This is a genomic window from Pragia fontium DSM 5563 = ATCC 49100, from assembly GCF_900112475.1.
GTDB classification, from domain to species: Bacteria; Pseudomonadota; Gammaproteobacteria; order Enterobacterales; family Enterobacteriaceae; genus Pragia; species Pragia fontium.
This window is the reverse complement of the sequence record NZ_FOLW01000002.1, coordinates 547,171-560,336: the sequence shown is the minus strand read 5'-3', so window position 1 is coordinate 560,336 and position 13,166 is coordinate 547,171. Positions and strand designations below refer to the sequence as shown.

10 protein-coding genes are annotated in these 13,166 nt (G+C 47.1%); all 10 read right to left on the bottom strand.

The genetic code is table 11. The annotated features are described in order from the left end of the window. The coding region (locus tag BMZ28_RS05750; protein WP_139211628.1) for a hypothetical protein at nucleotides 1-515 on the bottom strand (515 nt) is incomplete at its 3' end. Nucleotides 516-519: 4 nt separating this feature from the next. Then, nucleotides 520-3,303 (bottom strand): type VI secretion system ATPase TssH, encoded by a 2,784-nt coding sequence (gene tssH / locus BMZ28_RS05745; RefSeq protein ID WP_083399640.1) that lies wholly within the window; start codon nucleotides 3,301-3,303, stop codon nucleotides 520-522. Between the two features lie 196 nt (nucleotides 3,304-3,499). Further along, on the bottom strand, nucleotides 3,500-3,988 hold the full coding sequence (locus BMZ28_RS05740; protein WP_047780839.1) for an Hcp family type VI secretion system effector: 489 nt from the start codon (nucleotides 3,986-3,988) through the stop codon (nucleotides 3,500-3,502). Between the two features lie 10 nt (nucleotides 3,989-3,998). Further along, nucleotides 3,999-5,714 (bottom strand): OmpA family protein, encoded by a 1,716-nt coding sequence (locus BMZ28_RS05735; RefSeq protein WP_074821467.1) that lies wholly within the window; start codon nucleotides 5,712-5,714, stop codon nucleotides 3,999-4,001. Nucleotides 5,715-5,967: 253 nt separating this feature from the next. Continuing rightward, nucleotides 5,968-6,615, bottom strand: coding sequence for a type VI secretion system protein TssL, short form (gene tssL, locus BMZ28_RS05730; RefSeq protein ID WP_074821464.1), 648 nt, complete (start codon nucleotides 6,613-6,615; stop codon nucleotides 5,968-5,970). Further along, nucleotides 6,612-7,964, bottom strand: a complete 1,353-nt coding sequence (gene tssK, locus BMZ28_RS05725) for a type VI secretion system baseplate subunit TssK (protein ID WP_047781919.1) — start codon at nucleotides 7,962-7,964, stop codon at nucleotides 6,612-6,614. Before tssK ends, tssL begins: the two co-directional genes overlap by 4 nt. 21 nt (nucleotides 7,965-7,985) lie before the next feature. Beyond that, nucleotides 7,986-9,521: a type VI secretion system contractile sheath large subunit gene (tssC, locus tag BMZ28_RS05720; RefSeq protein WP_047780836.1), complete on the bottom strand. Its 1,536-nt coding sequence runs from the start codon at nucleotides 9,519-9,521 to the stop codon at nucleotides 7,986-7,988. 39 nt (nucleotides 9,522-9,560) lie between these two features. After that, nucleotides 9,561-10,073, bottom strand: a complete 513-nt coding sequence (gene tssB, locus BMZ28_RS05715; protein WP_047780835.1) for a type VI secretion system contractile sheath small subunit — start codon at nucleotides 10,071-10,073, stop codon at nucleotides 9,561-9,563. Nucleotides 10,074-10,686: 613 nt separating this feature from the next. After that, nucleotides 10,687-11,454 (bottom strand): vitamin B12 ABC transporter ATP-binding protein BtuD, encoded by a 768-nt coding sequence (btuD, locus tag BMZ28_RS05710; RefSeq protein ID WP_074821462.1) that lies wholly within the window; start codon nucleotides 11,452-11,454, stop codon nucleotides 10,687-10,689. Continuing rightward, nucleotides 11,438-12,439, bottom strand: a complete 1,002-nt coding sequence (gene btuC, locus BMZ28_RS05705) for a vitamin B12 ABC transporter permease BtuC (RefSeq protein ID WP_074821459.1) — start codon at nucleotides 12,437-12,439, stop codon at nucleotides 11,438-11,440. Before btuC ends, btuD begins: the two co-directional genes overlap by 17 nt. Between the last annotated feature and the right edge of the window lie 727 nt (nucleotides 12,440-13,166).

The window sequence follows — 13,166 nt, the reverse complement described above, 5'->3', positions numbered from 1 at the left end:
GCCATACTGCCCAACTTACCCGCCGCCGAACTCACCTGATTGGCAATTCCCAGCCCTTTATTGGCTATCTGACTAACGCGATTAATGGAAAAACCACCGGCTGGCGCATTAAAAGCGCTGCCAATTTTATCGCTGAACATGCCACCAAAGGCATTAAAGGCCGACATCAGCTGATTGCTCAACTGACCGGCCGCACCACCGAGGCTACTGACACCACCCGGCGCCAGCGCAAATACCGCTTTCTCACTCAGTACCTGCTCCATGGACAATCCATGCTGAGCGGTAAACTGGATCACATACTGCCACGGTTCGCTCAGGTGCTCGCGCCCCTGAACGCTTAATACCGACAGTGAAGTTGACAACCCATCAATAGCCAACTGATAACGGTTTAAGCCATCATTCAGCGAAGAGAAACTACTGGCGGCACCCTGTTCGCCTGATAGGCCGCCCAGGCCGAAAGCCTGAAGCTGCTCATCCAGTAGATCTTTACCTTTTTTTATCAGTTGGTCTTTCATTCAGTTATTCCTTTTCTGAAACGCCCATAACAATGTCAGCTTCCGGTGCTGTATGATTTTCTGTCGCTTTGCTCTCTTCAGCGGCCTCTTCAGTTACGCCGTATTCGATAATATCCAGCGTAATCCCTTCTTCTTCCCCATAACCTAAAGCCAATGCCTTCGGTTTACGCTGCTGGGCCTGAAGCTGTAATAGGGTTTGCGACAGTACTGGTAAAATCTGCTGATTCAACAGACTATCGATATTCCTTGCACCGCTATCCGGCAGCAGACAGGCGCTCACCAGTTCATCAAACAGGCTTTCTTGCACCCGGAATTCAATGCCATAGTGACGCTGTAGACGCTCGGCAACTTTACCCATTTTAATGGCGACGATCTTACGTAATGCTTCAGCCCCCAGAGGTCGATAAATCACAGTCTGGAAACGGGCTAACAGCGCCGGTTGGAAATGATCGCGCAGGATTGGATGAATAACTTCATGCAACATGGCGGTGGTAGCTTGAGGTTGCTCTTCCAACAGCGCCATCATGTAGTCGCTGCCCAGATTGGCGGTCATCAGAATCACTGTATTGCGGAAGTCAATTTCTCGTCCTTCGCCATCGCGCATAAAGCCGCGGTCAAATACCTGATAGAACAGGTTAATCACATCACGATGGGCTTTTTCTACTTCGTCCAACAACACCACGCTGTAAGGTCGACGACGTACCGCTTCCGTTAATACCCCACCTTGGCCATAGCCGACATAGCCCGGCGGTGAACCTTTCAATTGAGAAACCGTATGGGCTTCTTGATATTCCGACATATTAATGGTGACCAGCGAACGCTCGCCGCCAAACAAAATATCCGCCAGCGCCAACGCACTTTCGGTTTTACCAATACCTGATGGGCCAACCAGCAAAAATACCCCTAATGGCCCTTGCTCCGGAGTTAAGCCGGTTTTGGCCGCCCGTAAACGCTGAGCCAGAGAAATCAACGCTTCATCCTGACCGATAACCCGCTGCGCCAGCTCATTCTCCAACGTTAGCAGGCCGCTTTGTTCATCTTTCATCAGGCTTTCCAGCGGTACGCCAGTCCAGTCGGCAATCACGCTGGCAACGGTGCGGCTGTCGACATCCAGCGAAAGCAGCGGCGCGCCATTCTGTGACGCATGTAGCTGTTGCTGAAGCTGATTAATCAGTTCAGTCAGAACGTGGTGGTCTTGGCTGGCTTCTGGCTGATTAAGCTGCGCCCGTAAATTGATTAACTGCTGAACAATCTGTTTTTCATTTCTAAACTGTTCAGCCAGTCGATCAACCTGCTCAAGCAGCGTCTGCTGTTTTACCTTAATATAATCCAAGCTGGACTGTAAAATCTCTTCGCCAAGCTCGCGATCTTCATTCAGGGCAATATATTCATATTCCAACGCGGCTAACTGAGCTTCCAGCAGAGTGATGGCTTCCGGAACAGTATCTAATCCCATGCGAACCCGCGCAGAAGCAGTATCCAGCAAATCAACCGCTTTGTCCGGTAGCTGACGACCAGTGATATAGCGTCGGGATAGCGCCACCGCGGTACGCACTGCCTCATCAAGAATATGCACGCCGTGATGTTCAGCATAGCGGGATTTCAAACCGCGCAGCATCAATGCGGCGGTATCATCATCCGGCTCATCGACTTTAACCATCTGGAAGCGACGCTCCAGTGCCGCATCACGCTCAAAATACTGTTTGTATTCAGACCAGGTTGTTGCGGCGATGGTGCGCAGTTCCCCGCGTGCCAGCGCAGGTTTCAGTAGGTTAGCTGCATCGGCACCGCCCGCCTGATTTCCCGCACCAATAATGGTATGGGCTTCATCAATAAACAGCAGAATGGGCGTTGGGGATTGCTGTACCGCATCAATCACATTTTTTAACCGCTGTTCAAACTCGCCTTTAACGCCGGCACCGGCCTGTAATAAGCCGAGATCCAGCGTATGAATATTTACCGTTTTGAGGCTATCCGGTACATTGCCTTCAGCAATGCGTAACGCCAGGCCTTCCACCAGCGCGGTTTTACCCACGCCTGGCTCGCCAACCAGAATCGGGTTATTTTTACGACGGCGGGATAGAATATCCACCATCTGACGAATCTCTACATCACGGCCAAATACCGGGTCGATTTTTTGTTGTTTTGCCCGTTCGGTCAGATTGACGGTAAAGCGATCTAAGGCGGTTGGCTGGGTCGCCGCCGTTGGCAATTGATTAGTACTATTATCAGATGACGCTGTCGGATTAATCGACGATGTAATATCCGCCGTTGACTGTGCCGCACTTTCATACTGCGGTACATGAACCCGCTCCGGGCTCTCATCAGACAACTCATCAAGAATCGGCAATAAGCGTTGCAGTTGAACCTGTGAAACGCTGAGCAATGGCCAAGCATCACGCGCTTTTAGCCATTGAGGGTTATCGATCAGCGCCTGTAAAATATGGGCTGAGCGCACGGAATCCGCTTGATTTTCTAACGATGCAATGAGCCAGGCTGACTTTAACAGTTCCTGAATCACACCGGATAATATTGGTTTTTGCTGCACCGTATGAGGAAGCGATTCTAACTGATTAAGTAGCGCTTGCCAGACTGCGTCCAAATCCAACTCATAACGGCGGGCAATAACGGTAACATCGCCACAGCCTTGCTCTAATAATTTCAGCAGCCAGTGTTCTAAGGTGATTTCCGGGTGGGCTCTCGTCTGACATAAACTGGCGGCAGCTTCTAGTGCTTTGGCACAGTATGGATTGAGGCGGCGTAATAATACGGAAGGGTCGGTAATCATTGGCTGCTCCCTGGCACAACATGATATCGGTATTCGAGATGGATGCACCGGTAGAAATCCACCGGTGCATAGTGGTAGTAATCCCAAAAGTCATTGGGACAGTAGCAAGGCAGTAAGTGAACAACGCCTGAATCACTGACCTCAGTCAGTGATTCAGGTAAATAAACGCCGCTACTATTTCAAAGACGACGGGGATTTAACCGCGGCCTTCGTTCCAGCTGTCAGCGTGGATGATGTTGCCATCTTTGTAAGTCCACGTGATTTTTTCGTAGCGCACTTCCACTTCTTCCAAGTGGTTATAACGCTCTTTTGTTGGATCTTTGATGTTGTGCATCACTGGCTTAATAGAAACCACTTTGACGGTATCCATCATCGTGTTGAAATATTCAACTTCCTGACCAGCATCATCAATGGTGTACCACTTAATTTCCGCTGATTTCAGCGTTTGACCCGTGGTCACCGCTTTGTATAGGTACGGTGACGATGCGTCCACTTCTTTAACAAATGTCAAAGGAGCGTGTACACGAGTACCGGTTAACTTGCCGGTATTACCATCCGTTGGAATGTGAATTTTATGATCAAATTCAACGAGTTCAATACTACCTTCACGATTCTGAACCGTTACCGATCCCTTGATGTCTGCACCGCCATCATCTTTAATAAACAGATATGCAGGAATTGCCATTATTCTCTCCTTAGTTTTGTTGTAATGTTTGCTGCTGTTGCACCGACTGACAGGCCGATGCTTCCGGCACCAAACTGATTTCCACCCGGCGGTTAGCGGCTCTTCCTTCTGCTGTTGTATTATCAGCAATAGGTTGAGTCGCCCCATACCCCTGAATGGCGAAACAGGTTTTATCAATGTCACTGGTTTCGATCATCCAGTCGCGTACCGACTCTGCTCTGGCCAATGACAGTAATTGATTACGTTGCGGATCTCCGGTGATATCGGTATGACCCGAAACTAAAATCAACCATCCCGGTTTAGCTTTAATATTGATTAACGCGTCCACCAATACTTTGGTTGAACCGGTTTTCAACGCCGACTTACCGGTATCAAACAGTGACATACTGTCCAGACGCACCACTTTCGGTGCCTCTTCAACCGGCGGTGGCGGCGGTGGCGGCGGCGGCGGTGGTTGATAACTTTTAATCGCGATATCTAATGGGGCGATCAGCCTTGACCCCATATATAATCCGACGCCCAACCTAGCGGGTTCACCTTGCCGGTAATATTTATCCAACAGTGCCCGATCGACTTTCAGCACATTCAGACTGTCTAATTTGTCATCATAGCTATTCATCGGAATGCGGTTATAGGCTTGCAGATCGCCACTAATATTTTGCAATAACCGCGAGTTGTTATACGCCGAAGCAGCCATCGCTATCGCGGCAAACAGAGCGCTGAATATCAGTGCATGGCAGATCGCACGCTTTTTGCCAGACATCGGGCAATAGACGGGCATCTGTTCCACCAGTCGCTCCGGCAAACTCATGGTTTGCGCTGGCGCTAACGTGACGGGTAAAGATAACGTTGTAATATCCCGCAGATAACTACGCCAGCAGTTATCACTTACCCCTGAATGATTCACGTTCAGGCACGCTACCGCCCCCGGTATCCACTGGGGAACCGGTTGTTGAGTATCGCTAAGCACCTGAATAACATGCTTATCCAGCCACTGCTGTAATGTTTCCAATACCACGGTTAAATGCTGGCGCTGGCAACGTTGTTTCTCGTCCCCCTGATGGCTCCACGACATCAATGAGGTTTGGCAATCGTCCAATAGACGTATGCCTGAGCCCTGCTCATTCCACCAGAACCACTGTGGAACGTTAGTTTGCTCTCCCAGTTTGGCGTTTACCGCTAAATAACCCGGTAATGTATATCCACACGTTTTACTGGCATCCGCCCATGATTGACGGAAGGTTTGCAAGTATCCCGTCAGGGAGGCTTGGCTATCAAAGTGTTCTGGCATTAGGGTAAACAGTACCCCTATTCTTCCTGCCATCTCTGGCCAACGTCCGCTTAAAGCATCTGCGGTCAGAGAGAGTTCAGACACATCCGGTACGGCAATCCAGATACTCTTTCCGGTCACGACAACATGCTGGTTCTGTTGTTCAGCGAAATAACCTGCCGTTGCATTACCGGTGACCAATATCACCGGTAGCCGACGTCGTAGGCGTTCCGGTAATGTTTCTAATTGTTGTTCCAGCGCATCCAGATAAGGTGAAACATGCCTGATTTGCTTCGTATACCTTAAGGTGCGCCACCCTTTATATCCGCTGACCAACAGTGTCAGCACACAACCTATAACTACCCAGCCAGTCGGCAAAGGTAGAAAGAACAACAGCAACGCCAGACATAGACAGGTGGCGTACAGCAGTTGAACTCGCCAAGGGTAATCACCCACATTCACATCCTTAATTTCAATCCCACTTCGATTTGCAACGCAGGCCGTATCGCTGATGCAGGATCCCTTATCTCATTGATAAGATTGTTACCTTGATACCGGTTTAAGACTTTATTTCTCCTTTAACCCTGGTAACGGCGGCTTTTCCCTATTTCTGAGTAAGTTTTTTATCCTCTGTAAGACGGCTGAATAATTGCATTTGTTTTTATACCGACTCGTGCAGCAACAAAACCACCTAGCGTTATGCGTTCTGTTACAGCTGAGCCAGAATGCTTTCCAAGTGTTGACGCAGTAGCATAAACAGCAGTACCGCAACCATCAGCGCCACGCCGGTCCAAAACAACAAAGACGAGTTACGCCAAAAGCGTTTAGGCCCCATAAAGGTGTTCAACATCAGATCGCCATTACCGATCGGTTCTTTAGGCAACAGATCACGAACCTCTATTACCAGCTGCTCCCTTTCTTGCTGCGGCTGAGACAGATAACGCCCCTGAAATCCCAGGCCTAAAACGCGGTCATAACAGGCCAGTACCAGCTGCCCGCCTTCCGGATGGCGAATGCGCTGACAAATGCGTTCAAACAGTTCATCCCCCGCCTGATAGGTATTGAAAAACGTGACCTGCAATGGCACGCCCTGCCACACTTCATAACCTTCATCGCTATTGCGCAACAGAACGGTTTCATCCAATAACGCACAGGCGGCATAGCTGATATCGTCGATCACATCTTCACTGTACTGCTGCTCTGACAAACGCTGACGTAGCGTAGTAATCTGCGCTACGCAGCGTTTGTATAGCGCTTCCCCTTGTTCAACGACGGATCCTGCCCGAAGATGTACTACGGTCAGGGCGATATCGCGCAGCAGTTCGTCAATTGATACGGTGTTGAGGCTCTGGTTCATGATTTAAGTACCGCAAATAGTTCCAGTGAAACATCAGGCAGCGAACGCGGCACATAAAACTCACAGCAGCGCGCGGCCAACATGCTCTCTGCCGAAGGATGACTGAGATCCAGCGCAAAATATTGGTTATCAAGACGCAGCGGGATCGCCGCCGGAACGTGACTTAACGCTTTCAATGGAATGCCAGAGAGTGCTGAGTTGATAATCTGACTGACATCATCAGGCGAACCGACTTTGCACAGTACCGGGAATAGTTCCAACAGTTGATGAGCCGGTAACGATGAACGAACTGACAGATAGAAATCTGCGTCTTCCGTTAAACGATTATCCTGTAAACGGCCTGACCAGCGAGTACCGCGATCCTGAAGCAGTTCAATTGCAATCACCCGCGATGGCAGGCTGGCTTCCAGCAGTTGACCGATTAACTTAAACAGCGGTGGAAATACCTGATTCAACTGTTGATGTTGATAAGCCGGGATCGCCTCTACATCATGTTCCAACGAAAATGTCAGCAACGCCCCAGCCAGAGAAACCAACTGTTGATAAAGTTGTTCCGGATGACTCACCGGAAACTGTTGCAGGAACTTAAGTAAAGGTTCGTGGCTGTTTAAGGCATTCAGCAGCCAGAACAGAGAAACATCAGCAACGGCAAACTCGGCCATTTGCTGATTGCGCTCCCGCCGCATGCCCATCAGACGTTGGCGTTTAGCCTGCACCTGAGTACACAGCATATCCAATGATTGCGTGAGTATCCCGTTGCTGGCCGTTAGGCTTAACATCGGTGGTAAGAACGCTGAATCAATGATGAATTGACCATTGGCATCACGCTTTAAACGCAGTATCGGACAGGTGAGATAATCCCCCTGCTCTTCAAAATCAAATAGCAACGTTAGCGCATAACGCTCAACTGCAATGGGTTCATTGCCCTGTCCAAACAGATCCTGAACCTCTATCCATTCCTGCCGATAACGCAATGGCCGTTCAGAATAGCTACCTTCCTGATGGCAGTTACCGCCGTTGGCGTGCAACAACGGTAGGCCTAGCAAAACCGTAACCTCGTTACGGTTAGCAGGAATGCTCTGAGTCAGATCCCGAGCCGGTGGTAAAGCATCGGATACATCCGTATCAATCCAACTACCGTCAGGAAAACGCACACTTAAGCTGTCGGCATTCAACCGATTTAACGACAGGGCTTGAGTGTCGAACGCAACGCGCTGGACACCCCACGGATTTGCCAGACAAAGTCTGGCAATCTGATCGTTACTAAACGCTTCCCATCGACTCTGTTGCTGGAACTGCTCCGGCGACAGAAACGCACCTTCACTCCATAGCGGGCGGTGGATCTTCATTATTTCAAACTCCAGATAAAATTAAGCCTTGGCCTTTGGCATTTGGGAAACCATTGATAGGTTTATATCCATGCCTTCAATCTGGAAGTGAGGGATAAGGAAGGTCTTCACGCGGAAGAAGCCTGGGTTGTCGTCGATATCTTCAACGATAACTTTTGCCTGACGCAACGGATGTGACGCCTGAACTTCATCGCTTGGATCGGTCATTTCTGTCACCAGATTATTGATCCAGGCATTCAGCTCCAGCTCAAGTACACGACGGTCTTTAGTTGCACCGATGTTTTCACGCTGAATTACTTTCAGGTAATGGGCAATACGCGATAACAGGAAGATATACGGTAAGCGTGAGTTAATGCGGCTATTGGCCGTGGCTTCTTTTGTATCATACAGCGCAGGTTTCTGAGCCGAATTGGCAGAGAAAAAGCAAGCGTAGTCACGGTTTTTGTAAAACGACAGTGGAATAAAGCCCAGATTAGCAAATTCAAACTCGCGAGTTTCTGGAATCAGAACTTCCGTTGGAATCTTAACCTGATTACCCGTACCCAGGTCATATAAGTGAATTGGTAGATCGTCCACCAAACCACCGGCCTGAGGGCCACGAACCTGCACACACCAACCGTTACGCACAAAGCTTTTCACCATATTGGCCGCAAAAGCAAAAGACGCATTGGTCCACAGATAACGCTCGTGATCTGGACCTTTCACCTGCTCGATATAGTTAAAGTTACGCACTGGTACCGTATCCGGACCATAAGGCAAGCGTGCCAATACGCGAGGCAATGTTAAGCCGACATAGCGCGCATCATCGGTATCGCGGAAGCTCTTCCACTTAGTGTATTCAGCACGATCAAAGTAGTTAGCAATATCTTTAATCGCCGCCACTTCTTCCATATTTTCTTTGCCGAAAAATGCAGGGCCAACCGAAGCAATAAACGGCATGTGTGCAGCAGCAGCAACTTTGGAAATATTACGCAGTAAGGCAACGTCTTGTGGGCCACGGCCAAACTCATAGTTGGAAATCGTTACGCCAATCGGCTCACCACCTGGGGTGTCGTATTCCTGAATGTAAGTATGGCGATAGAAACCGGTCTGAATGGTTTCTGGTGCATCTTCGAAATCTTGCTGTAAAGCCTCTTTGGAAGCATCCAGTACTTCAACTCTGACGTTACGACGGAAGTCAGTACGATCGACCAAGAACTTCAAGCCACGCCATGCGGATTCAATCGCTTGGAATTCTGGATGGTGCATGACCGCATCCAACTGCTCGCTGAGCTGTTTATCGATCTGACTAATGTGGAAATCCAGCAGGCTTTTATCTAACTTATCCACTTTCTGCGCTGATTGCTGAACCATGTTCAGAAATACGTTTACCGCCATCGTTACGCGCTCATCCGCTGAAGCTTCAGCTAACGCGTCGTTATCCTGAAATTTATTGATGTCGTCAAACTGGTTAACCGGCGTCAGGTTAATTTTATCAAACAGCGATTGATAAACGCTGCTGGCATCTTTTACTACGGTACTTCCTGACTTTGCAGAACTGGTATTTTGAGTAGACATAAAACGATCCTTATTAAATACGTATCAGAAAAACATCAATTACTGAGGTTCATTGCCATTAGGCAAAGAACCAATTGCGGCTAATTCCGCACGTAATTCGTCCGATAATTGTTCATCTTTCAAGATACGTTCCAGTTCCAAACGGAATGTCGCGTTATCTAATAAATTAGATTTGAGGTCGCGTAATAAATTACGCATAGCGAGTAATGAACGCAGTGCCGGTATTTGTTTCGCAACCTGCTCCGGTTCAAAATCTTTCATGTCTTTAAAGTTTAATGAGACATTAGTTTCAGAATCATCCCCAGCTAAAGTATTTTTGATGGTTAACTTAGCCTTAGGATTTAAATCGGCGAGTACCGCATTGAAATTATTTTTATTAATGGAAATCTTTTCTCGTTCAGCAATAGGTCGGTTTTCCTGACCGTGGCTGTAGTCTCCCATTACTAATATTTTCAGAGGTAATTCAACTTTCTTCTGTGCACCACCGGTGTGAAGATCCAGTTTAATATTAACGCGTGCTGCTGGAACTTCATTTTGAAAACTATCAGCCATAATTCTATTCCCGATCCCTTTAGTAGGTAAAATACACCACAACTACCTTCCCTATTCCCTATGTATCACTATCTGAAATATCCGACGCTGCGGATGAGGTCATTCCTCATGGTCAATAACAGTGGCTCCGCTTATTGGTTAATAATCTAAATTTTTAGAAACTACTTATGACGCTTATTTAAATATCCCCTAATCATAAAAATAAATAAGAGATAACCTTACTCGCATTAAGATTTGGTGGTGTTTATATCAAAATAGCAATGCGTTGGATACCTGTCAACATTGACAGGTATAATTATAAGAGACTCAAATATGATATTTTTTTAATTTCTTAAAAAAACAACAAAATAACAAATCAAAGGAATAAGATAGATAAGATTAATTCAAAACAACAACAAGCAGACCAATAAAACCATTGTTTAATATAGAAAAAAAATCATAAAAAACATATGTGAGAAGTTAATTAAAATAGCTTGGCGAGATTAATAAATTTATTTATTAACAATAATGGATTTAATAATATGAAAATTCAAACGATTTCATTCTAATAAAGATTATAAATTCAATATCTTACTTTTTTATTATTTACCAGCGTATTGATCAATATTTTTTACTAATCAATGCTGTTTTTCTCCACCGGTATCAACCAACTCAGAGAATTCGTCTGAAAAAGCTCGAAACCGATATTAAATACATTTTCCAGAGTTTTTGGCTTCATAACCTCTGCAGTAACCCCAGCAGTCATTAAACTTCCGTCATGTAGTAACCAAGCCTCATCTGCATGATGCAAGGTATGATTAAGATTATGGGCACTGACAATGGCCGTTCTCCCCTCGGCACAAAACTGCATAAGTAGCCCGTCGAGTGCCGCCTGCTGTGCCACATCCAGATTGTTCATCGGCTCATCAAGCAATAACAATTGCGACTCAGAATTGAGCGTTGGCCAGACCTGTAGAAAAATAGCCGCCAGACGAACCCGCTGCCATTCTCCACCGGAAAGTTTGGTTAATGGGCGGCTAAGCTTATCAGCTAAATCTAAGCGTTCAGCTAAAAAAGCCACAGTCTGTTCAGTGGCTTCCACTGAGGCATTCTGCGGCTGATGTAGGGCAATATACTGAAAAACCTGCATCATCGAGGCATTTTCCTGCTGCTGGCTCAAATACCCGCGTAAACGGGCAAGTTGCAGACCCGAGCAGCGAGCAATATCACGCCCCGCTAATTCAGCTTTTCCCTGATACGTTAATAGACCGGCCATCACGGCCAATAAGGTACTTTTACCCGCGCCATTTGGCCCTATAAGGTGGATAAGCTTTCCCTTGCTGGCAGAAACATTGATCCCCGACAGCCGTGATGACAGACTGATATCAGTAAGTTTTAGCATTTCGTAATAACATCCAGATAAAAAGCGGTGCACCAATGGTTGAGGTAATCACCCCGATCGGTAATTCTGCAGAAGAAAGCGCAATACGCGAGACTAAATCGGCAAGCAAGAGCAAGCCAGACCCCGCTAACGCACAGCCGGTTAATAAATATCGATGGTCGGTAATCCCAATCAGTCTAAGCATATGTGGGATAATCAGCCCGATAAAGCCAATAATGCCCGCCAGCGCTACGCTAACGCCAACCGCCCAGGCGATAATCAGCACAAATATATTGCGCCAGATAACCAGCGGAATACCTAATTGGCGCGATTGAGTCTCCCCCAGTGATAATAGGTTCAGTTTATTGCCCTGATAAGATAGCCAGACAATGGCCGGCACCAGAGCCAATATTAACCATTTTTGCTGCCAGCCAATGCCGCCAAAGCTGCCCATGAGCCAATACAACAGCTGACGTAAATCCATACTGGAACTGAAATAAACCGCCCAGGTCATAATGGCGCTACACACAATGCCCAGCGCAAAACCGATTAATAGCAGGCGAGCGCCAGGTAATAATCGGCGACGGGACAGGCCCAACAGAATCAGCGTTAATACTAACGCACCAATAATCGCATTCATGCTTAATAGCCAGACCGGCATTAAACTGCCGCCTAGCAGGATAGTCAGCACCAAAGCAACGCCAGCACCGTTAGCCACGCCAAGTAAACCCGGTTCTGAGAGCGGATTATCAAAAAGTGACTGCATTACCGCACCCGACATCGCCAAGCCAGCACCAACCACCATTACCGCCAGCGTGCGTGGAAGCCGTAATTGCCAGACAAACAGCCGCGCTTCTTCACTTAACCATTGGTTTGGCGGAAGCCAAATATCCCCAACGGATAAGCTAATCACTGAAACAACGGCCAGCAATAAACCAAACAGATAAAGCTTTAATTTATCCCGTTGACGTTGTTTTTGTTGAAGCTGTGTGAAGCGCTGTCCCATAGTGCGATGACATTCTCTGATAATAAAAATATTGAATAACTGATGATACAAAAGAAAAAGGCCGCATGCGCGGCCTTTTGAGCAATCGCATCATGTTGTTTTTTAATAACTAATTAATATTAAAGCCCACAATTTGACCACAGCCATTTGCGGTGGCGATGAATGCTAACAACTTTGTACTATATGTGTAAACAGTAGCCCGCAGCCCACTAAATTATGTACGAACGCCTATCCTAACTGTAATTATCAATATATAAAATTAATTTCAGTTTCAAAAAATTAGCCAACCACACCACAACCCGCGCCCGCCGCGGGTTGTGCTTCCTTTTCAGTTTTCCGACTAACATCTTTTTCTATTCGACAAATCCCGCGTAAAATAAAATAATTCGTTTTAAATCATGTTGATACAATTTATTAGATCCTTTTTGATTTTCTGAAAAACTGTAAATCACTGAAAAACCTTACATTGATTACATTGCCGGGATCGTTGCGAGATCCTTTTACTGGCGCGGCGTGGGCGGGTAGTTTGTAGAATTTCAAAACTGAAAAAACTTTTATATACAAACCGTGCAGGCGGGTGCGGTGTAGTGCGTTTTCCGTGCCGGGACGATTCCGCCGCCGTGCTTTACGTCTCCTAAGCGCTGTGCTATTGCAATGAATTAATATGGTTGATATAGGTGGGTGCGCAGTAATTGATGGGCGCTACGGGCGTTATATGCGGCTTATT

Bases quoted from the DNA above. Each gene is read 5' to 3' on its own strand.
- tssH (WP_083399640.1), bottom strand. From the start codon at position 3,303: ATGATTACCGACCCTTCCGTATTATTACGCCGCCTCAATCCATACTGT.
- BMZ28_RS05740 (WP_047780839.1), bottom strand. From the start codon at position 3,988: ATGGCAATTCCTGCATATCTGTTTATTAAAGATGATGGCGGTGCAGAC.
- tssL (WP_074821464.1), bottom strand. From the start codon at position 6,615: ATGAACCAGAGCCTCAACACCGTATCAATTGACGAACTGCTGCGCGAT.
- tssK (WP_047781919.1), bottom strand. From the start codon at position 7,964: ATGAAGATCCACCGCCCGCTATGGAGTGAAGGTGCGTTTCTGTCGCCG.
- tssC (WP_047780836.1), bottom strand. From the start codon at position 9,521: ATGTCTACTCAAAATACCAGTTCTGCAAAGTCAGGAAGTACCGTAGTA.
- tssB (WP_047780835.1), bottom strand. From the start codon at position 10,073: ATGGCTGATAGTTTTCAAAATGAAGTTCCAGCAGCACGCGTTAATATT.
- btuD (WP_074821462.1), bottom strand. From the start codon at position 11,454: ATGCTAAAACTTACTGATATCAGTCTGTCATCACGGCTGTCGGGGATC.
- btuC (WP_074821459.1), bottom strand. From the start codon at position 12,439: ATGGGACAGCGCTTCACACAGCTTCAACAAAAACAACGTCAACGGGAT.